Source organism: Biomaibacter sp. TOL, from assembly GCF_059717795.1.
The window spans coordinates 196,840-221,406 of the sequence record NZ_AP046092.1; the positions used below are offsets into that span (position 1 = coordinate 196,840).

At 42.6% G+C, this 24,567-nt stretch carries 24 protein-coding genes; all 24 read right to left on the reverse strand.

From position 1 onward, the window contains the following. Window positions 1-51: 51 nt before the first annotated feature. Window positions 52-1,467, reverse strand: a complete 1,416-nt coding sequence (gene pnpS / locus AC6I1H_RS01085; RefSeq protein WP_497739218.1) for a two-component system histidine kinase PnpS — start codon at window positions 1,465-1,467, stop codon at window positions 52-54. Between the two features lie 5 nt (window positions 1,468-1,472). Then, complete coding sequence (locus tag AC6I1H_RS01090) at window positions 1,473-2,171, reverse strand: response regulator (RefSeq protein ID WP_497739219.1); 699 nt, start codon at window positions 2,169-2,171, stop codon at window positions 1,473-1,475. A 157-nt stretch (window positions 2,172-2,328) separates the two neighbouring features. Continuing rightward, window positions 2,329-3,141, reverse strand: a complete 813-nt coding sequence (gene pgeF, locus AC6I1H_RS01095; protein ID WP_497739220.1) for a peptidoglycan editing factor PgeF — start codon at window positions 3,139-3,141, stop codon at window positions 2,329-2,331. A gap of 2 nt (window positions 3,142-3,143) precedes the next feature. After that, window positions 3,144-4,871 (reverse strand): radical SAM protein, encoded by a 1,728-nt coding sequence (locus tag AC6I1H_RS01100; protein ID WP_497739221.1) that lies wholly within the window; start codon window positions 4,869-4,871, stop codon window positions 3,144-3,146. 30 nt (window positions 4,872-4,901) lie between these two features. After that, window positions 4,902-5,357, reverse strand: a complete 456-nt coding sequence (nrdR, locus tag AC6I1H_RS01105) for a transcriptional regulator NrdR (RefSeq protein WP_497739222.1) — start codon at window positions 5,355-5,357, stop codon at window positions 4,902-4,904. Window positions 5,358-5,513: 156 nt separating this feature from the next. Continuing rightward, window positions 5,514-5,774, reverse strand: a complete 261-nt coding sequence (locus AC6I1H_RS01110) for a YlmC/YmxH family sporulation protein (RefSeq protein ID WP_497739223.1) — start codon at window positions 5,772-5,774, stop codon at window positions 5,514-5,516. Window positions 5,775-5,926: 152 nt separating this feature from the next. Next, window positions 5,927-6,091: a hypothetical protein gene (locus AC6I1H_RS01115; RefSeq protein ID WP_497739224.1), complete on the reverse strand. Its 165-nt coding sequence runs from the start codon at window positions 6,089-6,091 to the stop codon at window positions 5,927-5,929. A gap of 13 nt (window positions 6,092-6,104) precedes the next feature. Beyond that, window positions 6,105-6,878 (reverse strand): RNA polymerase sporulation sigma factor SigG, encoded by a 774-nt coding sequence (sigG, locus tag AC6I1H_RS01120; protein WP_497739225.1) that lies wholly within the window; start codon window positions 6,876-6,878, stop codon window positions 6,105-6,107. Window positions 6,879-6,956: 78 nt separating this feature from the next. Further along, a complete protein-coding gene (sigE, locus tag AC6I1H_RS01125) occupies window positions 6,957-7,682 on the reverse strand; it encodes an RNA polymerase sporulation sigma factor SigE (protein WP_497739226.1) in 726 nt (241 codons plus the stop codon). Window positions 7,683-7,704: 22 nt separating this feature from the next. Then, window positions 7,705-8,607 (reverse strand): sigma-E processing peptidase SpoIIGA, encoded by a 903-nt coding sequence (spoIIGA, locus tag AC6I1H_RS01130; protein WP_497739227.1) that lies wholly within the window; start codon window positions 8,605-8,607, stop codon window positions 7,705-7,707. A 141-nt stretch (window positions 8,608-8,748) separates the two neighbouring features. Continuing rightward, window positions 8,749-9,801, reverse strand: a complete 1,053-nt coding sequence (gene ftsZ / locus AC6I1H_RS01135) for a cell division protein FtsZ (RefSeq protein WP_497739228.1) — start codon at window positions 9,799-9,801, stop codon at window positions 8,749-8,751. Between the two features lie 24 nt (window positions 9,802-9,825). Then, window positions 9,826-11,043: a cell division protein FtsA gene (gene ftsA, locus AC6I1H_RS01140; RefSeq protein ID WP_497739229.1), complete on the reverse strand. Its 1,218-nt coding sequence runs from the start codon at window positions 11,041-11,043 to the stop codon at window positions 9,826-9,828. Window positions 11,044-11,121: 78 nt separating this feature from the next. Further along, on the reverse strand, window positions 11,122-11,466 hold the full coding sequence (locus AC6I1H_RS01145; RefSeq protein ID WP_497739230.1) for a small basic family protein: 345 nt from the start codon (window positions 11,464-11,466) through the stop codon (window positions 11,122-11,124). Beyond that, window positions 11,463-12,197 carry a DUF881 domain-containing protein gene (locus tag AC6I1H_RS01150; RefSeq protein ID WP_497739231.1) on the reverse strand — a complete coding sequence of 245 codons (735 nt, stop codon included), beginning with the start codon at window positions 12,195-12,197 and terminating at the stop codon, window positions 11,463-11,465. Before AC6I1H_RS01150 ends, AC6I1H_RS01145 begins: the two co-directional genes overlap by 4 nt. After that, window positions 12,194-12,991: a cell division protein FtsQ/DivIB gene (locus AC6I1H_RS01155; protein ID WP_497739232.1), complete on the reverse strand. Its 798-nt coding sequence runs from the start codon at window positions 12,989-12,991 to the stop codon at window positions 12,194-12,196. The genes AC6I1H_RS01150 and AC6I1H_RS01155 overlap by 4 nt, the downstream gene beginning before the upstream one ends. 72 nt (window positions 12,992-13,063) lie before the next feature. Then, complete coding sequence (gene murA / locus AC6I1H_RS01160) at window positions 13,064-14,326, reverse strand: UDP-N-acetylglucosamine 1-carboxyvinyltransferase (protein WP_497739233.1); 1,263 nt, start codon at window positions 14,324-14,326, stop codon at window positions 13,064-13,066. A gap of 20 nt (window positions 14,327-14,346) precedes the next feature. Further along, a complete protein-coding gene (gene murC, locus AC6I1H_RS01165; protein ID WP_497739234.1) occupies window positions 14,347-15,735 on the reverse strand; it encodes a UDP-N-acetylmuramate--L-alanine ligase in 1,389 nt (462 codons plus the stop codon). Window positions 15,736-15,866: 131 nt separating this feature from the next. Continuing rightward, window positions 15,867-16,982, reverse strand: coding sequence for an undecaprenyldiphospho-muramoylpentapeptide beta-N-acetylglucosaminyltransferase (gene murG / locus AC6I1H_RS01170; RefSeq protein WP_497739235.1), 1,116 nt, complete (start codon window positions 16,980-16,982; stop codon window positions 15,867-15,869). 1 nt (window position 16,983) lies between these two features. Then, on the reverse strand, window positions 16,984-18,084 hold the full coding sequence (spoVE, locus tag AC6I1H_RS01175) for a stage V sporulation protein E (protein WP_497739236.1): 1,101 nt from the start codon (window positions 18,082-18,084) through the stop codon (window positions 16,984-16,986). Window positions 18,085-18,091: 7 nt separating this feature from the next. Then, on the reverse strand, window positions 18,092-19,456 hold the full coding sequence (gene murD / locus AC6I1H_RS01180) for a UDP-N-acetylmuramoyl-L-alanine--D-glutamate ligase (RefSeq protein WP_497739237.1): 1,365 nt from the start codon (window positions 19,454-19,456) through the stop codon (window positions 18,092-18,094). A gap of 29 nt (window positions 19,457-19,485) precedes the next feature. Then, a complete protein-coding gene (mraY, locus tag AC6I1H_RS01185; RefSeq protein ID WP_497739238.1) occupies window positions 19,486-20,454 on the reverse strand; it encodes a phospho-N-acetylmuramoyl-pentapeptide-transferase in 969 nt (322 codons plus the stop codon). Window positions 20,455-20,589: 135 nt separating this feature from the next. Further along, window positions 20,590-22,041 carry a UDP-N-acetylmuramoyl-L-alanyl-D-glutamate--2,6-diaminopimelate ligase gene (locus AC6I1H_RS01190; RefSeq protein WP_497739239.1) on the reverse strand — a complete coding sequence of 484 codons (1,452 nt, stop codon included), beginning with the start codon at window positions 22,039-22,041 and terminating at the stop codon, window positions 20,590-20,592. Window positions 22,042-22,097: 56 nt separating this feature from the next. Next, window positions 22,098-24,170, reverse strand: a complete 2,073-nt coding sequence (locus tag AC6I1H_RS01195) for a stage V sporulation protein D (protein WP_497739240.1) — start codon at window positions 24,168-24,170, stop codon at window positions 22,098-22,100. 31 nt (window positions 24,171-24,201) lie between these two features. Continuing rightward, complete coding sequence (gene ftsL / locus AC6I1H_RS01200; RefSeq protein WP_497739241.1) at window positions 24,202-24,564, reverse strand: cell division protein FtsL; 363 nt, start codon at window positions 24,562-24,564, stop codon at window positions 24,202-24,204. Window positions 24,565-24,567 lie beyond the last annotated feature (3 nt).

Below are 24,567 nucleotides of genomic sequence, written 5' to 3' on the forward strand. Positions count from 1 at the left end.
AATATTAAACAATTAATGTTAATTTTAATTTAAAATTATTTTAAGTTATTGTTAACCAGCTTTTTTTAATAAAAAAATGAATTTGCTTCCTTCGCCCACTTTACTTTCCACTTTTATTTCTCCACCAAGAGATTTGACAATATGTTTTACGATTGAAAGCCCCAGGCCCGTTCCTCCCACCTGTCGGGATCTTGCCTTGTCAACACGGTAAAATCTTTCAAAAATCCTGGATATATCCTGACCGGGAATACCAATGCCAGTATCGCAAACGCGTATTTCTATGAAATTGCCTTTTTCTTCTGCTTCAATCCATATCCTGCCGCCGGGCGAAGTATATTTAACAGCATTATCCACAAGATTTATGAACACTTGCCGAAGCCAGTCGGGGTCTGCTTTTACTCCGGGGAGGTTATCAGGAAGATGTGTAGAAAAACTCAAGTTCTTTTCTTCCAGACGAGCATCGAAAATCATCATTATTTCCTCTATTAATGCAGGCAATTTGACAGTTTCAATATTGAGTTTTATCTGATTGGTCTCCAGTTGTGACAGGTCCAGAAGGTCATTTATCAATCGGTAAAGTCTTCCCGTTTCAAAATCTATGATATTGAGAAACCTTCTGGCAAGATTGGGATCTTTATAAGCTCCGTCCAGCAGAGTTTCCACAAAACCCTTTATGGAAGTAAGCGGCGTCCTGAGCTCATGGGAAACATTCGCCACGAAATCGGAACGTACTTTCTCAAGTCTGCGAAGCTCGGTAATGTCTCTTATAACCGCCACTATACCGAATGTCTTCCCCGAAAAAGTCTTAATAGGGCTTACGTGAACCCTCAAGATCTGTTCTCCAGGAAGTAAGATCAATTCTTTAAAAGAAACAATACCTTTTCTTAACGATGCATTTATAAATTCATTCAGTTCATAATTTCTTATTACTTCAATTAAATGTCTGCCGGTTGCATCAGATGCGCTGATGTTAAACATTTTTTCGGCAACGGGATTTACCAGCATTATTCTGCCGACACTATCAACGGCCAGGACCCCGTCAACCATCCCTCTAAGAATGGCTTCCATCTTTGTAGTTCTGTCATCCAGTTCCTGCATTGATTTTTCAAGTCTTGCCGCCATAAAATTTAGGGCTTCTCCCAGTTCCCCCAATTCGTCAGGGTATCTGGTCTGAATCAATTCCGTAAAATTGCCATTTGAGAATTCTTTTGTAACCCGTATCATCTCTTTTATTGGAGATACTATTCTCATCGAAAACCGGACTGATAAAAACAACGCCATAACTCCGCTGAGCAAAGCTGCAGTCATCAGGACCCGGATCATTTTAAAAAATATTTCTTCATATGAAATATCGGCATTGACACCTTTCAGGCAATAACCTTCCAGTTCTACAAATAGGAAAATGCCTGTTATACCTACCGAAATCAGTGCTAATAAAATAAGTGCTCTTGAAAGCTTTTTTTGCAAAAACATCACTCCGGCTTATTGAACTTGTAACCGATGCCCCTTACAGTTTCTATATAAACGGGCTTTTCAGAATCTTTTTCAACTTTCTGCCGCAGATGCCGTATATGGACATCAACAGTCCGCGTATCACCCAGATAATCATATCCCCAGATGTTCTCAAGGAGGTACTCCCTTGAGAAAACCTTGCCGGGATTGGATGCCAGCAACTTTAGCAAATCAAACTCCTTCGGCGTAAACTCCTGCTTTTTTCCGTCCACCAGCACTTCATGTTTTTCTATATCCATAACCAGATTTCCTATTCTTATATTATTTTCATTCTTTTCCGAACCGGACGACCTTCTCAACACTGCCTTTACCCTGGCCGTCAATTCTCTTGGGCTGAAGGGTTTTGTAATATAGTCGTCGGCTCCCATTTCAAGCCCAAGCACTTTGTCTATCTCCTCGCTCTTTGCGGTCAACATGATAATGGGGATCTCCCGGGTTGTCTTCTGCTGGCGCAGTATTCTGCAAACTTCCAATCCGTCAATTCCGGGAAGCATCAAATCCAGCAAAATCAAATCCGGTTTTTCTGTCTGGGCAAGTTCTATTGCCTTCTGACCGTCAACAGCTTCCAGGACCTTGAACCCGCCGGCTTCCAGATTAAACCTTACCAGTTCCAGTATATGCGGCTCATCGTCGACGACAAGTATTTTTTCCTTCGCCATAAATCCTCCTCCATTGTCACAATTTAAAACTTAATTCAGCAGCTCTCTGCCGCTTCTTCGAAAAGCCAGAAGTCAGAAGTCGGAATAGAAGGGATTTGCAAGTCGCAAATTCCAACTTAATCTGACATCTGGCATCCGACATCCAGTTGGCGGAATATCATGCAAGTTCAATAAAAGCTGCCAGACTTCCGGTTCTTCCCCGATCTGCCCTGTAGGAGAAAAACAGGTCGTTGCTGCAAGAAGTGCAGTAATGGCTTATCGTTATATTCTGAGGTTTGACGCCGACTTCATTCAGTTGTTTTTTATTGGCTTTTACCAGGTCCAGCATAAAGTGACCATTGCCTTTATCTTCTATCAATTCTTCCCAACAGATAAATGCCTTTTTGAACTCGTTTACCACTGGCTCATCCACTTCGTAACAGCATTTTTTTATACAGGGGCCAATCCCTACCAGGATATTCCCCGGATCAGAATCATAATTTTCTATCATCCGTGCTACAGTCTTCTGACCGATTTTCTTCACCGTGCCCCTCCATCCCGCATGGGCGAGGGCGATGGCCGGTGTTCTGACATCCAGGAAAAACAAGGGAACGCAGTCTGCATAAAATGTCACCAGAGCCACCCCTTTTTGCTTTGTCATCAATGCATCCTTATTAATTATATCACTCGCTTTCAGAATACCCTTCCCTCTATCCTTAAGCCCCGCTTCATATATTTCGTCACCGTGGACCTGATCCGAAATGACCAGGTGATCTAAATTTATGCCGATGGCATCGCAGATCAGCCTGTAATTTTTCATTATCCTCTCTTTTTCATCCGCTTTTTTTAGCCCAAGGTTTAAATAATCATACGGCTTATCGCTAACTCCTCCAATTCGTGTGGAAAAACCGTGTCTTACAAGACCTGTCTTTTCAAATGAGGGGATGATGAAATACTTCAAAGCCCCCTTTTGCCTCATTTCAAAATCCAAAATTAACTGCCCTCCTCATCTTTCCAACATATCCGGCAAGTTTTGCATATTTCATCGGTGCATGTCCGGGTACGCTCTCCTTTAAGAGCCCGCTTGAATTCGTTTATAAAATATTCTTTTTTCAGACCTATGTCTATATGATACCACGGGAGCGTATCTCCCAAATCAAAATGCCTGTGAGCATAGTATTCCACATTCCTGCCATCCGTTCCGGCCATTTTGTAAGACGAAACCTTGCCTCCCAGCTTATAAGCCTCATACAACAAAAATCCCGTCAGCCTGTCGCCTCTGGCAAGGGCTGACTGAATCTCGGAAAGCCTGGGACTCTCAAAGTTTAACCTTATGCCTTCGCTTTTTACGTAGCCCTGGAGTCTGTTTATTTTTTTATTCAGAGTATCCGGGGACTCCATTCCAAACCATTGAAACGGAGTCCATGGCTTTGGAATAAAAGGATTTACGCTTACTGATAAATCGCCCAGCCTGTTGCCTGTTTTTTTCATGAAATCTTTAATCTGTATTAAGAAACTTATCATTTCGCTTATATCACTGTCGGTTTCCGTGGGAAGACCTATTATATAATAAAGCTTGATATTGTTAATGCCGAATTTATGTGCCAGGCTTATGGAATTCAACACATGTTCTTCGTTAATCCCTTTGTTGATTACATCTCTCAACCGCTGCGAACCGGCTTCCGGAGCTATGGTTAACGTTCTGTGTCCGCTTCTGGCGAGTCCCTCCATCAACGGTTCTCTCAAAGTATCAGCCCTCAGGGAAGAAACCGAAAATTTAATTTTATTCTCAATAAACTTTTGTGAAAGTTCATCTATATACGGGTAATCGGATACCGCCGCACCAACGAGACCTATCTTTTCTTTGTACTTTGAACCGAATTTCGCCCTTTCCAGGATGCACTCAAGAGACCTTGCTCTCGGAATTCTGTAGCAGTATCCCGCCATGCAAAACCTGCAGTTTCTTCCGCACCCTCTGGAAACTTCCAGAAGGAACATGTCGCGAAATTCGGTATTTGGAGTAAGCACTACCGATTCGGTTTTAACATCGTCGAGCTTTTTTATCCATCTTTTCCTGACACGGGCAGGTGCACTATTCTTTGTTTCAAATTCAATTACCCTTCCGGATCTGTCATACTTTATTTCATAAAAAGAAGGTACATAAACACCCTGAACAGTAGAAATACCTTCCAGTATCTCCCATTTTGACCTGTGTCTGTATTTTGCAAAAGTCTCAATTACCTCGTGGATCGCTTCCTCTCCCTCGCCTATGACAAAAGCGTCAAAAAATATGGCAAGCGGCTCGGGATTGAAAGTTACCGCAGGTCCGCCGGCTATCACAAGAGGCTTTTCTCTGTCCTTTGCCAGTAACGGTAATCCGGCCCTGTCAAGAATTTTAAGGACATTTATATAATCCAGCTCGAAGGAAATGGAAAAGGCAATTATATCGTAAACGCTCAGAGGCTGGCCCGATTCAAAAGCCCTAGCTTCCGAAGAATCCTTATCCGCCAGTGAAACAAAAGCCCTGTGGCAGAGGGAATCATCCCTGGAATTTATCTGATGAAATATCGAATGAAAGCCCAGGTTTGACATTCCCAGGCTGTAAGAGTTGGGAAATACTAGCGCTACATTGGTAGGAACAGAATTAAAGCTCTTTTTTGGCGCAAACGATATTTCATCTTCGGCAAGCTTTTTCAGGTTTTTAATATTTTCCCAGGGCATCTATCCATATACCTCCGAATGTTTATGCTTTCACTTTTGTTTTTGCAGTCTCTCAATTTCTTCTATATATGAATTGATATCCTTGAACTGCCGGTATACAGATGCAAACCGGACATACGCCACTTCATCTACATTTTTTAGCCTCTTCATCACCATTTCTCCTATTTTTTGACTCTCCACTTCCTGGTCCATAGAGTTCTTCAATTCCTTTTCCACATCATTGGCTATGTTCTGCAAAACATCCATTGCAACCGGTCGTTTTTCACACGCCTTTATAAGACCGTTAATGATCTTATGGGGATCAAAGACTTCTCGGTTGCCGCTCTTTTTTATTACCATGATGGGAAGTTCGTCTACTCTCTCATATGTGGTAAATCTCTTTTTGCATGAAGGGCATTCCCTTCGCCTTCTAATAATGCTTCCCTCATCCGTGGGTCTTGAATCCATAACTTTGCTGTCAAGATAACCGCAAAAAGGGCATTTCATAATATCACCCCGTATATATTATAATGTTTTTTGGGACAAATTGAAAGTCATAATGCATAGGAAAGCAAAAATATTCCTTAATTTAGGCTTTCCGTAATGCATTTCAAAAAAGCTACCGCTGTTTAAATGCTTATAAGTGAAAGCTTTTTTTAATTCTTATTCATTTTTTTTAGGGTTGATAAAGTCCTTCAATTCCACTAAAATCACGTCGGAACCTATTTTTTTTATCTGTTCCCATGGAATAACGTAATCTCCGGATCTGGCGAACAAGCTGAAAAACTTGCCCTGTGCGGGGATAATTATGGATCTTACCCTGCCTTCCTCCAGGTCTATGTCAAGATCGTATACGAATCCTAGCTTCTTACCGTCGGTCACATTGATTACTTCCCGCTGCCGTAAATCCGATGTTTTGATCATATTATCAGGCCCCCTCGCATTATTTAATCTTTATTATTAGGGCAAAAAGTTATTTTCCTGCCAGAGATGGACCGGCGCCTCAAGTTGCTATCATAATTATATTCGGGTTGACCTAAAAAAGTGCAAAAAAAATAAGGCCGGAACCGGCCTTTTCATTTTTGCTCAGCAATCTTCAATATGTCTTTCTGCACCTTTTGGCTAACTGCAGTCAGATTTTTAGTGTTATACGCCACCACACTTCGCGGCGCAAAATAAAAGCTGAATATAGCAAGCGCCGCAATGATAACCGCTATATACTTTGTGAAAACTTTGAGCATATGTTTCACCTCTTCAAATGTATTTCCTCATGTGCTTCAAGGCTGCTTTTTCGAGTCTGGAAACCTGTGCCTGAGATATACCTATCTCCTGCGCCACTTCCATCTGAGTCTTGCCTTCAAAAAATCTGAGATTTAAAATGCGTTTCTCTCTCTCATTCAGTTTCTGCATAGCCTCTTTGATGGAAATGCCCTGGAGCCAGCTTTCATCCTGATTTTTTTCATCGCTGATCTGATCCATTACAAAAATAGGATCACCGCCGTCATGATATATGGGTTCAAAGAGAGAAATTGGCTCCTGAATGGCATCCAGGGCAAAAACTATTTCCTCTCGGGGAACGTTCATCTCCGATGCGATTTCATTGATGGACGGTTCCCGCGAATTTTTGTTCACTAGGACATCTCTTACCTGCAGGGCCTTGTATGCCACATCCCTCAGGGAACGGCTCACTCTTATGGGGTTGTTGTCTCTGAGATAGCGCCTTATTTCCCCTATTATCATTGGAACCGCATAGGTGGAAAACTTCACATTTTGATTCAAGTCAAAATTATCGATGGCCTTCATTAAACCTATGCATCCCACCTGAAAAAGGTCGTCGACATACTCGCCTCGATTGTTGAATCTCTGTATCACGCTCAAGACCAGACGCAAATTACCGTTTATCAATTTTTCCCTGGCTTCCTTATCGCCCTTCTTCACAAGCAAAAATAATTCTTTCATTTTGCTGTTGGAAAGTACCGGGAGTTTTGAAGTATTGACTCCGCATATTTCAACTTTATTTAAAATCATTAACCTCCCCCTGTCTTCCTTAAGCTATCATTTAAAGTCTTGCCATAGGGGGAGGTTTTTATACATGTTTCTATTTTATTACATCATTCTTACCATTTCTTTTTTCAATCTTTTTATTATCCTCTTTTCAAGCCGTGATATGTAAGATTGAGAAATACCCAGCATATCCGCTACTTCTTTCTGGGTTTTTTCTACACCGTCACTTAAGCCAAACCGAAGCTTTATAATACATCTCTCCCGTTTTGACAGGCGCTTCATAGCCGTATCCAACAGCTCCTTATCCACTTCTTCCTCTATGCACTTATATATCATATCATTATCGGTGCCCAGGATATCCGACAGCAGGAGTTCATTCCCATCCCAGTCAATGTTGAGCGGCTCGTCAAAAGACACCTCAACTCTTGTCTTGTTGTTCCTCCTCAGGTACATTAAAATCTCATTCTCAATGCATTTGGAAGCATAAGTCGCAAGTTTGATTTTTTTATTGGGGTCAAAGGTGTTAATGGCTTTTATAAGCCCAATGGTTCCAATAGAGACCAGGTCTTCTATACCAACTCCGGTATTCTCGAATTTTTTTGCTATATAAACCACAAGCCGTAAGTTTCGTTCGATTAAGACGCTTTTTACTCCCATATCGCCCATGACTAGTCTGTTGAGCAGGATAACCTCTTCTTCGCCGCTGAGGGGAGGCGGTAGGGCTTCAGTCCCGCCAATGTAATAAACCAGGGACTTCCTATATATTCTGAGATGTCTCAGCAGTCTGACGATAATCAGTTTAAAATTTATTTTTTTAAATTTAAACATACTTTTCCCTCCAGCAAATTTTTTATTCATTTAATAAATCGCGATTCAACAGAGCCCTGTACGTTCCGTCGGGAGAAAGAGCTCTCTGATAAATGCCAAGAACGGCATCTTGGATTCCCATTATTTTATTGTTGAAATTTACGGTTATCATATCGGGTTTGAAGCCAATCATCAAGCCTTTGCTTTTTCCAATGCTTTCAAAAGGAATCACTCGAAACCTTGTAGCCCATTTAGATTCGGATATTAGTTCACTCATATCCTGTAGGTTTACCTCAGTTCCTTTTATCAATATAGATTGCAAATCCTTGCTGAAAAGATCTTTTACCGCATTAAATTCCACTATAACCACCGGATAATCCGATACCGGATCACGAAGGTCGTTGCCGGTATCGATAAGTGCCGTGATTTCAAGGCTTCTTGTGCCAAAGTCGACTTTCATCGGTACAAGAAGAATGTCTTTTGACAGCATACGGAATAAAAGAGGCCAGAAATATTTAAAAAATAAAAATAACATAAAAGAAGAAATAAGTAATATCCACCATGGTACCGAAATATTATTTATTAAAAGCATTCTGCCGGAAACCGTATCTTTTAAATTATAAAAATAGAAAAGCGCAAAGGCCCCTCCGCCCACCATGAAAGAAATAAGATAAAAAAAGCCCAGTATTTTTATGAAATCCTTAAAACAATGTGGTCTAAAACTCAACAATATCATTGCCACCGAGAGGATTAGTTTAAAACTCAGGCTCTGAAAAACCTTAAGATAGGGTATAATTATAGAGAACAGAAATAAGCATCCTATCATCGCTCCTGCGAAAATTTTCACAAGATTTATTTTTAGTTTCAAAACTATTGCCACGAACAATAAAATCAAAAAATTCATCAGCAGGTTTATCAATAACACTATGTCAAAATATATGACCATATAATCCTCCGAAGAACTACCAATCTATAAAAAATCTATATTCGTCTTTCTTGTCCTTTATGATATATTTTAACATCACCAATTTTAAAAAAATGTCATATTGTGATTTATACAATAAAAAAAAGCGCTAAATTTGCGCTTTTATCTTTTGCGGTTCCTCCGCAGAAATGCTGGAATATCCAGGTCTTCGTCTGTAAAAGGACCCACTTCAAATTCTTCTATTTCCAGTGATTTTTCTTTAAACTGTTCAAATCCTGTCGCTATAACGGTAATCCTGATTTCATCCTGTAATTTCTCATCTATGACCGCTCCGAAAATAATATTAGCTTCCGGATCAGCAGCCGATGAAATAAGTTCTGCCGCTTCGTTGACTTCTAAGAGCCCCAGGTTTGATCCGCCGGTTATATTCAGAAGCACTCCCTTTGCCCCTTCTATGGAAGTTTCCAGCAAGGGACTTGAAATGGCCTGTTTTGCGGCTTCAACCGCTCTGTTCTCGCCTGTTCCCTTTCCTATGCCCATATGCGCCAATCCTGTGCCCATCATGATGGTTCTCACATCGGCAAAGTCAAGGTTTATAAGGCCCGGCACCGCTATTAAATCCGAAATTCCCTGAACGCCCTGCCTTAAAACATCGTCAGCCATCTTGAAGGCATCGATCATTGAAGTCTTTTTTTCAGCTATGGACAGCAATCTGTCATTTGGAATGGTGATTAAAGTATCCACGCTGTTTTTTATATTGGCGATTCCCATCTCCGCATTGGCCATGCGCTTCTTGCCTTCAAAAGCAAAAGGTTTTGTGACGACTCCAACGGTCAGGATTCCAAGGTTTTTTGAAATCTCGGCAATTACCGGAGCGGCTCCGGTTCCTGTGCCCCCTCCCATACCGGCGGTGACAAAAATCATATCAGCACCTTTTAAAACCTCTTCAATTTCGTTTTTACTTTCCTCCGCAGCCTTTCTTCCGATTTCCGGATTGGCCCCTGCCCCCAGTCCTTTGGTTAGTTTTTCACCTATCTGTATTTTTTTGTCTGCTTTCGACAGATACAGTGCCTGAGCGTCGGTATTGACCGATATAAATTCTACACCTTTAAGCCCTGAATCTATCATGCGGTTGATGGCATTATTTCCACCTCCGCCGATTCCAATGACTTTTATATTGGCGAATTGTTCCAGATCCACCTCAAAATCCAGCATATGATTTGGAAACCCCCTTGTTTGCTAAAAATATTCTTTTAGAAGACGCTTTGCCTTTTCAAAAAAACTGTCTGTTGGATTTTGTTTCATTGTTGTATTGCCATTAATGAATCCTCGCCTGAGGCCGTAATACAATAGCCCCAGAGCTACGGTAAATGTTTGTTCCCTGTCATAAGAGTCGATTATACCCAACCGGACCGGAAGGCCTAAAATTTGCTGCGCAATTTCCACCGAACCCTTTATATGTACCAGACCGCCACCGGTTAATACCACTCCGGCCGGCAGCAATGACTTCAAATTTAAGTTTTTCAAACAGTTTGATACAAAAATAAGTATTTCCTGTATTCTGGGTTCCACTATTGCAGTGAGGTCTTTTGGGGAAATTTTTCTGCCGACGGTATCACCTATGCTCTGTATTTCAATTTCCGCTTTATCGGAAGCCAGAGCCGGCTTTGCGCACGCATATCTTCGTTTAATATCTTCAGCTCTAGAATATGGCAGTCTCAACCCGATGGCAATATCGTTTGTAATATGATCTCCTCCGAGGGGAATCAATTCATATGCGGTAATGCATCCCTCCTGGAAGACCGCAACTTCCGTCACCTGCGCTCCAACGTCTAACAGTACGGCGCCCATATCCATCTCATCTTCAGTCAGGAGCATTTCCGCGGCAGCCAGAGGTTTTAAAACCATGCCTTCAATATCAATCCCGGCTTTTTGCACACATCTTGCGATGTTCTGTATTGCCGTCAAGAGACCCGTAATGATACACGCCGATACCTCCAGCCTTGTACCAACCATTCCCACCGGGTCCTTTATTCCATCACAGCCGTCTACTATAAATTCTCTCGGGATGACATCTATCATCTCCTTATCATAAGGTATCGCCACGATTTTTGCCGCCTGTAAAACCCTCTCGACATCCAGCGGCGTTATTTCCCGGGCATTTCTGGGTATGGCAACAACTCCCCTGTTGTTTAACAATGATATATTGCTTCCCGACAGTCCGATTATTGCCCGGCTTATTTTATATCCCGCCATTTGACCGGCCTGTTCCACCGCTTTGGATATGCTCTGGACTACGGAATCTACATTGATGACATTACCTTTTTTTATTCCGGATGATTCGGCAATGCCGTAACCCATTATATCCAGATCGCCTGTACGGGTTATTTCGCCAATCATACAGCAAACTTTGGACGTTCCAAGATCCAGGCTTGCCACAATGTTGTTTTTCCCCAAAACTGCACCTCCCCCCTATGGGCAGGTTCTTACATGTATTAATTCAACAAATAAATAAAATTCCCTTTTATTTTCTAATTATTTTTTTTGAAAAATGCGTTGAATAATTTCCCGTCGGATTATTGCCAGATTTTGGAATATACGGACTCCAAAGGCGAAAATAGCGGCCAGGTATATGGGGAGACCCAACCTGTCGCCAAAATAAGCCAGAAAACCCGCCAGAAGGGTATTGCTGAAAAATCCAGTTATGAAAATATTCATATTAAAATTATTCTCTTCAATGGCCCGGATACCCCCGAAAACCGAATCTAGGGCAGCCAGCACCGCTATAGACATGTAAGGAGCATAAATCACGGGAATATTTATCGGAGCGTAGATGCCTACGAGAATACCCAGAAATAACCCTATTAAAGGATATATCATTGTTTTTCACCTGCCTTTACAGGTTGAAAATACTTGAATTGGACGGGACCGTTATAAGCTGGCATATCGATATTATCCTGTTTCTTTATGCTTACCTGTATGCCAAAAACTTGCAGGGATTCGATCACTCCACCCCTCATCTTCAAAGAGCTTTCCAGCGTATCGGGGTCGCCTATGGCCTGGACGATGAAAGGTGGCGCCAGCCGGACTGAATTTACAATTATTGTCGGTCCCACACATCTTATCTCACTATTGGCGATTATCCTCTGACCGTTTATCGATACCGCTTCAGCCCCGGCGGCAAACAGTTCATTTACCACTTTCAAAAGGTCTTCGTCATGTATAAGAAACAGATTGGGATCCTCTCCGGGTTGTTTGGGAATGTTGCTGTCATCCAGCATGATGACGACTCCCGGACCGGTTCCTTCCAAAAGGCCCGCCGTCATGCGGGCTTTTTCCAGCTCTTTTTTCATGGCATCCGTTAAGCCGCTCACCTTTGAAGCCGAATTTTCATATTCGGTCAGCCGCCCGCGCAACTCCGCCACTTCCTTTTTCAAAAGTTCCCGCTCGTCTATGACATTTTTCAACTCTGTTGTCAGTTCCTGAGCCCTTTGCAGGGAAGTAATGGCTCCGCCATTTATTTGAACGCTTCTGAACTGTGCAACAAGCATCATACCAAGTATAAAGCATACCATAGCGATTAAAAAATGCGCCTGAAAGGTATTTTTCATGGTTTATCCTCTCCTCCATCCCCGGAAAAAGGTTTAAAAACCGGCGTCTCGCCGCTAATATTGATTTCTCCTTTTCCTCTGTTGTTCTTTCTCAAATCATCCAATATCTGCTTCATAACATTAATCTTTCTCTCCTCGAAACTTCCTAAAAAAATCTGATAACCGTCAAGAGTATATAAATAAAATACGGTATCATTAACGTCGTCTGCAGCTGCATGTATCTCGGACAGTTCCGAAGATAAAGGCGAAACGGCCGATATTAACTCCAGAAGCTTTTTATAAGAGTTCGCATTATTCTCAATAACGGGTCGCCCTGCCACGGACGCATGAGTAACGTTTAACCCGGTGACAACCGGAACTGTTATGGAATCAAGTTTAGGTAGTATTTTAACCACTATGCCGTCCGGGTCTATCAAAATGAAACCACCCAGATACGGCAATGCCGCTGCTACCTCTCTTTCTTTGACGCTTATGATAAGAGTATGGGGAAGCTTATAAGTCAAATGAACCTCCTTCACCGGGACGGATTCAGATATGGCTTTCTTTACATCCCTCTCTTTCACCGTCAGCAAATTCTTATCATAAAAAAAACTGGCGGCTTTGATAATCTCACTGGAGGAGATGTTTTTATTCCCCGTTACCTGGATATCTTTCACCGCAAATAATGGACTCGTTATTGCCGGTATCATTGCTATTATACATAAAAACGTTATCAACAACAATAGTCTTTTTATGTTAATCTTCCTTTTTTTTCTATACCTATATATATTTTCTTTCAAATATATTTCCGGCATTTCTACCACTTGTCCTTTAAATTATTAAAAAAATAATGTTATCCAATAAATAGTTTATAAACTTTATTGTTTTTATTCTCTTTTGACAATTTCCGCACCCAGGGAGATAAGGTTGTCTTCCAATCTTTCATATCCCCTTTCCACATGTCCTAAACCTATTACCGTAGTCTGTCCTTCCGCTGCCAGGGCTGCCAGGACCAATGCCGCTCCCGCCCTGAGGTCTTTAGCTTCCACTATGGCGCCCGTCAGCCTCCTGACGCCTTTGATAATTGCAGTGTTCCCGTTTATGGTTATGTTTGCTCCCATCCTTCTCAATTCTTCCGCATGTTTAAAGCGGTTTTCAAATACGGTTTCAGTCAATATGGAAGTGCCTTCTACAGTTGTAAGAAGGGCCATCATGGGCGCCTGCATATCCGTTGGAAAACCCGGATAGGGAAGGGTCCTCAAACTGTCCAGGGATTTCAATGTGGTATCCGCTTTTAAGTTAATATAATCTTCTCCGCATACCAGCTTGCATCCCGTTTCCCGCAATTTTGCCAGAATTGGCTCCATATGTTCCTTAACCACATTTTTCAATGTAACCTGCCCTCTTGTAATGGCGGCAGCCACCAGATAAGTTCCCGCCACAATGCGGTCAGGTATCACCATATAATCATCCACTGTTTTTAATTTGTCAAAAGCGCACCCGTCGATTTTGATAGTGTCGGTTCCAGCTCCTTTGATTTGTGCGCCCATCCTGTTTAAAAAGTTCTGCAAATCTACAATTTCCGGTTCTTTAGCTGCGTTTCTTATTACTGTCCTGCCCTCGGCAAGCACTCCAGCCATCATCAAATTTTCGGTGGCTCCCACGCTTGGGAAATCCAGATGTATATCCGCTCCCTTCAAAACCGGCGCTTCGGCATAGATAAAACCATGTTTCTCTCTTAAAGTGACTCCCATGAGAGCAAGACCTTTCAAATGAAGGTCAATAGGCCTCGGCCCTATCTCGCATCCCCCCGGGTAGGATACTCTTACTTTTTTAAATCTACCAAGCAGGGCTCCCATTAACACAATGGAAGAGCGCATCTCCCTCATCAGGTCTTCCGGAACTTCCCATATATTTACCCCGGCGGAATCCACCTCCAATATATTCCCTTTTTTACAAACTTTTGCTCCTAGTTTTTCCAATATATCGGTCATTACCTTTATATCCCTTAAATCCGGCACATCTTTTATCACATTTTTACCTGCATTCAACAATGTGGAAGCAAGAATGGGAAGACTGGAGTTTTTTGAACCCTGAACCCTGACTTCACCGGCAAGGCTCCTGCCTCCGGTGATGATATAAGCCCCCACTTACATTTCACCTCCGAAAATTACCGTTTCCCTCCCTTGATAATGTTTCTTAATTTATCTGCAATACTGAAGGCTACGGTAAATATGTCTCCCGCTCCTATTGTCAAGACGAAGTCTCCTGGTAGAAGTTTATCAATTATTAGTCCCGGTATATCCTGTTTTTCGTCGACATATGTGACCGGCGTGCCATTTCTCTTAACCGCATCGTATATAAGCTCGGACGACACACCCGGTATCGGATTTTCCCCCGCACTGTAAATCCTGGTAATTATGACTTCGTCCGCATCTAAAAAAGCCTTTCCGAATTCATCGGCCAGTATTTTTGTCCTTGTATATCTATGAGGTTGGAAAATAGCGTATATCTTTCTTGGATTGCATGATTTGGCCGCCTTTAAAGTAGCTTTAATTTCTGTGGGGTGGTGGCCGTAATCATCTATAACTTTTATATTGTTAATATCTCCAATGATCTGAAACCGCCGCTGCACTCCTCTGAAAGTCTTTAAAGCCCCTGCCATTTCTTCAAAATTCAAGCCTAATCTATCAGCCACTGCCACTGCCGCCGTTGCATTAAATATATTATGCACGCCGGGCACGTGAAGTTCCACTTTACCCAATAATTTTTCCCTGAAATAAATATCAAAAAAAGTTTTAAGCCCGTCTATTACAATATTCTTCGGCATATAGTCCGCCGCCGAATTTATGCCGTAAGTATAATATTCTCTGTCTATATCTTTAATTATATCCCTTACATTTTCATTATCTATTCCAAGAACGGCAAATCCTCCATCCTTGATATTTTTTACAAATCTCTTAAAGGCCTCTTTCATATTTTCCATGTTCCTGTAATAGTCGAGATGGTCGTTTTCAATGTTTGTCACTACAGCTATAAACGGGTTGAGTTTCAAAAAAGAGCCGTCACTCTCATCGGCTTCAGCCACCAAAAAATCGCCTATACCCAGTGTGGCGTTGCCTCCGATATCATTCAGTTCTCCGCCTATTATTACCGTCGGATCCAATCCGCATTTTTCTAAAATTAAAGATATCATCGAAGTGGTGGTGGTTTTTCCATGCGCTCCCGATATGGCTATGCCTTTTTTAGGGGCCATGAGCAGGCTCAGTATGTCCGCTCTGTGAACCACAGGAATTTTGGACTCGATAGCTTCGATATATTCCGGGTTGGTACCTGGAATGGCTGATGAAAGCACAACCAGATCTGCTCCCGCCACATTGGCAGCACGGTGTCCTATATGGACTTTCGCTCCCGTATCTCTCAGGCGGTGTAGAGCCTCCGATTCTTTTAGATCCGATCCGGAAACCTCATATCCCATATTCATAAGGATTTTCGCTATACCGCTCATACCGGTTCCGCCTATTCCGATGAAGTGAATTCGATTATAATTGCCAAGCAAATTGTTTCTCTCCTTCCATAAAACCGATAAATGAGGTATATATTATGATATGCAAATGAAAAAATGATTGTTACTCTCTTCTGCGCTTGTACACAATCATCTTAACATATGTAAAAGTTCAAGTAAACTGTTTATAATATCAGTTTTTTTATTTCACCAAGTATTATTTCAAGGGCATCGGGTTTCGAAAGTTTCCTGCTGGCCTCGGCCATATTGAAAAGTTTTCTTTTGTCCAGAATAATGCTCTCTATAGCCTTTAGCAGCCGTTCGCCAGTCAAGTCTTTATCGGCAATGACCGTTGCGGCTCCATTTTTTTCTAAAAAACGAGCATTAAAATCTTGATGACGGCCGGCAGCCTTCGGATACGGTATCAAAATAGAAGGTTTACCGCACAGAGTTATTTCTGAGATGCTTATGGCTCCGGCTCGGGCAATCACCAGATCAGATGCCGCATATGCGTTCTTCATATCATAGACATACGGTTTTAATTTAATATTCCCGGAAACGCCCGTATCTATTCCTTTATTTTCCAATAATTGGCTGTATTTATCATAATGTTTCTGGCCAGTAACAAGAATCACCTGAAACATTTTTTTGCGCACTGCCTCTTCTATTACGTAAATCATTGCATCGTTCAAGCGGGCGGCTCCCTGACTTCCTCCAAAACACAGTACTACCGGCATGTCGGACCTCAAACAATATTCCTTCAACGCTTCTTCACGATTTCCCCTGGTTATCTCGGTCCTGACCGGATTTCCCGCCAGTACGACCTTTTTTCTAGGAAAATATTTTATTGAATCATTGAAGCTTATGATAATCTTATCCGCAAATTTGGAAAGAAATCGATTTGTAAATCCCGGTTTAACATTTTGTTCATGTATAATCGTTGGTATTCCCATTACCGACGCAAAAAATATAACGGGACCAGCCACATACCCCCCAGTCCCGATAACAAGGTCCGGTTTGATTTGCCTTAATATTTTAATAGAATCAAGGCCGCCCAGAAACAATTCCTTTATCGAAGAAAGGGTGTCAATTGATAGTTTCCGGTTAAAACCTTTAACCCTGATTTTTTTTAAATTAAATCCCGCTTTCGGTATCAGATCTTTTTCAAGGCCTCTGTCTGTTCCCACAAAAACAATTTCCGCATCAGGAAAATCCCGCTTAAGGCCCGAAGCTATGGCAATGGCAGGATATATATGCCCCCCTGTCCCTCCACCGGCTAAAACAAAACTTTTTTTTTGCATTTTATTTTGCCTCCGTGAATCTTGATATATTCAACAAAATACCCACCTGCGACATGGTAATAACCAGCGACGACCCGCCATAACTTATAAACGGCAGCGGCATCCCTGTAACCGGCATTGACGCCGTAACGACGGCGATATTAATCAAAAACTGTAAAGTTATAAGTGTCGTAAGCCCCACAGCGAGAAACTTTCCAAAAAGGTCCGGAGCCGCCAAAGCCGTCCTGTATCCGCGCCAGATAAAAAACATGAAGAGCAAAATTACGAAACTTGAGCCCAAAAATCCCAGTTCTTCTCCTATTATAGCAAAAATAAAGTCTGTTTGAGGTTCGGGCAGATAAAAAAATTTCTGTCGGCTGTGACCAAGTCCTACCCCGATTAATCCCCCCGAGCCCAGAGCATAAAGAGACTGCACTATATGATAACCTGTATGTTGAACATCCTGCCACGGATTTAAAAAAGAGACAAACCTGCTCATTCGGTAACCTTCCGTAAAAATTAGATAAAGTACCGCCAGAAAACCCGCCGCTCCGAGAAATAGAAGCTGAAAAAGGCTTGCACCGGCCGCAAAGAGCATAACAAAGGTGTTCATACCTACCAGCACCGTTGCGCTCAAATGGCGTTCCAAAACTATCAGGCCGCATACAATTCCCGTGACGATCAGGAATGGCAATATTCCATTAAAAAAATATTTAATTTTATCCTGTTTCCTTTCAAGCCCCTCTGCAAGATATATCACCATGCCGAGTTTTGCCAGCTCCGAAGGTTGAACGGTAAGGGAGCCCACTCCTATCCACCTTCTGGCTCCGTTTAGTTCCATGCCGACTCCGGGTACAAGCACCGCCAGCAGCAGTAAAAACATAAAAATAATAATTGCTTTTTCATACTTCTTAATATTCCAGTAATCGTAATTCATGAAAAATATCATGGCCAAAAAGCCAAGAGCCGCCCAGGCCATCTGACGCTTCAAAAAATACAGGCTATCCTTATGCAGATAGTAAGCCCATACGCTGCTGGAACTGAAGACCATAATTATGCCTAAGCATAAAAGCGCCATTGCGGAAAATAGGATGGCAAAATCCGGCGGCTTTTGATTTTTCATTTTCGGATCACCCCTTTTTGAGCTTCAAAGAGTGAACAGCTTCTTTGAATATCCGACCCCGTTCCTCAAAATTTTCAAACATATCCCAACTGGCGCAGGCGGGCGACAAAAGCACCACATCGCCGGGACGGGCCGATTTGCTTGCAAGTTCAACAGCCTCCTGCATAGATCCCGCCCGCTGAGTGTTGAAAAAGCCGTTTTCCCTGGCGGTTCTTTCTATTGTCTCCGCAGTGGCTCCAATCAGAATCAGTTTTCTTACTTTCCCATCAAATGATTTTACAAAACCCGTAAAATCGCTTTTCTTATCGTAACCGCCCGCTATGAGAACTATTGGTTCTTCCATGGCTTCAACGGCTTTTTGAGCCGCGTCGGGATTTGTTCCTTTTGAGTCGTTTATGTATTTTACCCCATCGACAGTAGCCACATATTCAAGCCTGTGTTCCACACCTCGGAAGTCCTTTAAAGTCTCGGCCATATTATTCAAATTGACCCTGGCAATCCATGCGACACTTATGGCCGCAAGAGCATTTTCAAGGTTGTGAGAACCCTTTATCCCCAATTCTCCGGTTTTAAGAATCGGATACATATTTCCGTTTTCCTTTATGACTATAACGCTGTTTTTGACAAATATTCCCCTCTCCAGTTCCTTCCGCCTGCTGAAAAATACCACCTTGCTCTTTGCCCTCTTTGCCAGGGAAAAAACAATCGGGTCATCATAATTTAATACAGCATAATCTCCCTCATCCTGGTTTTCCAATATTCTTGCCTTCGCTTCAATGTAGTTTTCGAAAGTTTTATGACGATTTAGATGATCCTCGGTGATATTTAATATTACGCTTATTTTAGGTTTAAAATGCAAAATATTTTCCAGTTGAAAACTGCTGACTTCCACTACCAGATAATCCTTCCGGATGTTTTCTTCAATTTCCCGTATCAACGGGATGCCGATATTCCCTGCTACGGTAATGTTTCTCCCATCGTTTTTCAGGATTTCCCCGATAAGAGTGGTGGTTGTGGTTTTTCCGTTAGTCCCCGTCACAGCAATTATTGGTGCTTTTGCAAAAAGGTAGCCAAGTTCCAGCTCGCTGATGACCAGGATATCCCTCTTCCGGGCTTCTTCAAGGATGGCAAGGTCACTGGGAACTCCCGGACTTACTACCACCAGATCACAGCCTTCCAGCAAACTCAGAGGATGACCACCGCATACCAGAGTGATTCCTAGTGTTTCCAAACGCCCTATATCTTTCAGCGCCTCCCGTGGTTTAACGTCGCTGCCGGTAACTTTTGCACCCATTTTTTTAAGTTCCACAGCCGCAGCTATGCCGCTGCGGGCAAGACCGATAATGAGAATATTCCTGCCCCTTACATCCATATTTACACTCCCCTTCAATGACTTGTCTTTTATCTTGAACCGAACGCGTTAAAAAGCGCCATACCGAAGATTCCGGTAACAAGGGTAAAAGCCCAAAATGTCAAAACCACTTTATTCTCACTCCATCCCAAAAGTTCGAAGTGATGATGAATCGGGCTCATTTTAAAAATCCTTCTACCAGTCAACTTGAAAAACACCACCTGAAGGATTACGGAAAGAGTTTCTATTATAAAAATCATGCCGAATATTACTAAATAAATCTGCGTCCCCGTAAGTACCGCCAGCGCCGCCAGAGCTCCTCCCAGCCCCAGCGAACCTGTATCCCCCATGAACACTCTGGCAGGATGGCGGTTATACACCAGAAAACCCAGACAGCCGCCGCTTATGGCTGCCCCAAATACTGCTAGATTATAATTTGCCTGAAAAAATGAAATTAACGTATAAAAAAAGCTTATAACGGTTGTTATCCCTGACACAAGCCCGTCGAGACCGTCAGTCAGGTTGACACTGTTGACAGTCCCAAGAATGACAAATATTGTAAAAGGCAGGAACATCATACCCGTATCTATGCCTTTTGAAAAACCCGGCATCTGTATTACGGTAGTCTTAGGGTAAAAACCTGCGGCAAAATATGCGAGAATGACGGATATGACAAGCTGCAGGAGTATTTTATGATTTGCCCGGAGCCCCAGGGATCTTCTCTTTGATATTTTTATAAAGTCATCCGTAAAACCTATCAGCGAAAATGCAACCATCGAGAAAATGGCCATTAATACAGCATAAGACCTGTCTGAAAACAGTAGCGTTGAAGCGGTTATAGCGGGAATGAACATTATTCCCCCCATGGTCGGTGTACCCATTTTTTTAAGATGCCTTTTCGGACCGTCAACCCTTACGGTCTGCCCGAATTTAAATCTTGTCAACATTGGAATGGCATATATGCCTGCAACGGCCACAATTAAAAAACTAACAACAGCCGCATAAAACTCGGTTTTCAATTTAAAACCCCCATTAGAACCAACCTGTGTTATTTCCTCAAGCTTCATTGCCCGGGATGCTTTAATCAAGATTATATCACAATCTTCGACATTTTTTTGTATATTCTTTTATCACTTCTACTATTTTCAATGGAATCATCCCGATTTCCCCTTTCTGGCCAAAAATTCAGCAGCCACTTCCCTGTCGTCAAAATGTACTATCCTGTCTTTTAAAATCTGATAGTCTTCATGGCCTTTTCCGGCTATCAATACCACATCGCCTTTTTTTGCCATGTCTATAGCCTTTGCTATAGCTTCTCTCCTGTTTATAATCTTTTCATAATTGTTATTGAAAATACCTTTTTCAATTTCTTCTATAATTGCTTCAGGCTCCTCGCTTCTCGGGTTGTCGGAGGTTATTATGCAATAATCGGAAAGTTGCGAGGCAATACCTCCCATCATCGGTCTCTTTTCACGGTCCCGGTCTCCGCCGCATCCAAAAACCGTTATTATTCTGCCGGTGGCAAAACTCTTTATGGTTTTCAGCGCGTTTTCCAGGCTGTCGGGCGTATGGGAATAATCAACTATGACTGTAAAATCCTGACCCATATTCACTGTTTCAAATCTTCCGGGAACACCTTTCACACTTTCCAGAGCGCTTATCAAAAGTTCCGGGGAAATTCCCAGCATAAGGCCCGTCCCAAGGGCCGCCAGAGAGTTGTAAACGCTGAATCTCCCTGGAACGCGGTATGATACATAAAATTTTCTACCCCCGATATCCACCTCGTAAAAAACCCCTCCGGCAGACACTTTGACATTTCTGGCTCTCAGATCGGCGACATTTTCGATACCGTAAGAAAGGGCAGGAATTTTTATACTCCCCAGAATTTTTTTCCCACTCTTATCATCAACATTTATCACTGCCTTTTTTGAAAAGTCGAAAAGCTTTCTCTTGGATTCATAATAATCTTCAAAGGTTTTGTGAAAATCCATATGGTCCTGAGTAAGATTAGTAAATATTCCCACTTCGAAATCGATACCTTCAACCCTGGAAAGTTTCAATGAATGGGATGATACTTCCATAGCCACATATTTGACGTCCTCTCGTACCATGTCCAGAAAAAGGCTGTTGAGTTCAAGAGACTCCGGAGTTGTCCGTTCCGTATGTAGAAATTTATTTCCTATCAGGTTTCCGATAGTGCCTATCACGCCCGTTTTATACCCCGCCCGTTCCAGCAAAGCCTTTATCAGATAGGTAGTAGTGGTTTTACCATTGGTGCCGGTCACCCCAATTATCCCGAGTTTTCGGGAGGGATAACCGTAATACCATGCGCAGCTTTGCGCCAGAGCCTTCCTGCTATCGGTTACCCTTATATATGTGATTTCTGGTATTTCCAGGTCCCGTTCGCCGATGACTGCTACCGCGCCTTTGGAAACCGCGTGAGGAATAAAATCGTGACCATCTACATTGAATCCCTTGATGGCCACGAAAATACACCCTTCGGAAACCTTCCTGGAATCATAAGCCACACAGGAAATGTCCGCATCTACCGGACCTTTTACATATACAATATTCGATATTGTTTCAATGAGATCTTTTATTTTCACATTTAATCCCTTTCTTTATTATGATATTATCCTCCAAAAGCATTGTATTTATTCGATTACGGCTTTCTGTCGAACTCCACTTTTACAGTGGAACCAATACCTACTTCTGTGCCGGGGGGAGGATTCTGTTTTTCTGCAAAACCGCTTCCTACTATATCTATATTAAGACCTACCGCATTTAATATATCAGTAGATTCTTTTACCGTTCTCCCCCTGAGGTCGGGGATCACCACCGGGTCTTTATTGGTCCTTGAATCTGTGACTTTTAAAATCACAGTGGTATTTTTATCTACCTCAGTCCCGGGTACAGGCACCTGGCTTGAAACCACATACCCCTCCCCTTCTACACGCACGGCAAGGCCTTCCTTCTGCAATATCTTTTTGGCATCTTCCACGAAAAGGTTTCTCAAGTCCGGCACTTTGACTGATAGATTTTCCTGTTTCTGGGAAATTTCCGGTTTTATTCCAAGATAATTCAGAACATCGCTACATACTTTCTGAAAAACCGGCCCCGCAATCTGGCCGCCGTAGATGATTCCGCCGGACGGCTCATCTATTATCACCAGTACGGCCAGCTTCGGATTATCGGCAGGAACAAACCCCTCAAAAGAAGCCACATACTTGCCTGCTGCGTATTTTTCGGCTGTCCCCGTTTTCCCCGCCACTCTAAACCCCTCTATTTTTCCCCTTCCTCCGGTGCCGTTGGTCACCACGCTTTCTAGTATCTTTTTCATTTCCTGTGCAGTCTCATAGGATATGACCTGTCTCACCGGTGTTGTGCCAAACTCTTGGATTACCTTTCCATTTTTATCTATTATGGCTTTGGCCACATGGGGCTGCACCATTTTACCGTCATTTGCAATGGCTGATAGTGCTGTTATTAGCTGAATCGGCGTCACCGAAATGCCCTGCCCGAAAGAAATAGTGGCCAGTTCCACAGGGCCCATTTTGGAAGGATTAAACAGGCCGGAAGATTCCCCCGGCAGATCGATACCGGTGGTCTGGCCGAAGCCGAATCCTTTTATATATTTTATAAACCTTTCCTTGCCAAGTTTTTGAGCAACCTCTATAAAGCCAGGATTGCAGGAATTTTCAACCACCTGAATAAAGGTCTGGCTTCCATGGCCTCCGTGCAGCCAACATCCTATCCGGACGCCGGAGACGATGGCATATCCCGGGCAATAAAACTTATCCTCCGGATGGACCACATCCTCTTCAAGACCTGCTGATGCAGTAACTATCTTGAATGTGGACCCGGGTTCATACACATCGGAGACTGCCGGATTGCGCCATAACTTTGGGGTATATTTTTTGTAATCGTTCGGGTCATAGTCGGGTTTGTTGGCAAGGGCCAGTATCTCTCCGGTCCCGGGGTCCATCACAATGATAGTGCCCTTTTTCGCATTGTGCTCCGCAATTGCTTTCTCCAGTTCCCTTTCCGCTATATGCTGTATGACCTTGTCAATTGTAAGCTGCAAATTGTACCCATCCTCCGGCGGGACATACTGTTCATTGCCAAAAGGCAACTTGCGGCTCAATGCGTCAGTTTCGGTTACTATTCTACCCGGGACTCCTTTTAAATATTTGTCGTATATCAGTTCAACCCCATCAAGCCCCTGGCTGTCTATGCCGGTGAATCCCAGTATATGAGATGCCAGATTTCTCTCAGGATAGAAACGCTTATTTTCTTTTGTAAAATAAATCCCTTTCAGATCCAGCTTGCGCACTTTTTCCGACTCTTCATCCGTTATCTTGCGTTTTATGTAAATCGCAGCCCTCTTTTTTGCTTTTGATTCGGATATGATTCGAACAATTTCCTCTTTGTCCATGTCAAGCGCTGAAGAAAGAAGTGCGGCGGTCTTTTCAACATCCGTGATATCCGGCGGGCTTGCCATCACGGTATCTACCGTGGCGCTTATAGCAAGCGGATTGTTGTTTCTGTCCAGAATGGTTCCTCTCTGCGGTTCCACGGGAACATCACTTGTCCATTGATCCTGAGCTCGAGCCTTAAGTTCATCACTTCGAACAAGCTGTATCCAGAAAACCCTCCCCATCATGGTAAAACCGGCAATTAATGAAAATAAAAGGAGCACAACCAATCTCCTTTTAATCTGTGATAAAGGAACCATTTCAAATCACCCGCAAAAATCAATTTTTGAGCTAGTTCGTATTTAAATAAATTATTTGACGGCTTTCAGGCGCTTTCATATTTAATTTGTTCCTCGCTATATCTTCAATTCTGGCTACGGAACTCAAGTTAGCGGCTTCAACCCGGAGCCTTTCATTTTGAGCGTTCAAATCGGCGAGTTCCGCCTTCAATTTGCTGATTCTGTACTGGTTTTCGGTTATCATTGAATATCGCGAAAGTATTATTATCGAGATAATTGCTATAATGCCGAGGGCAAGCATCAACCGCCCTTTTTTATAGGGATGTGTTTTGCTACGGCCTTCAGGAACATTGTAATTTTGTTCGTATCTTTGTCTGTACCATTGCCGTCTTTCAACTTTTTCTGCTACTACCACTTT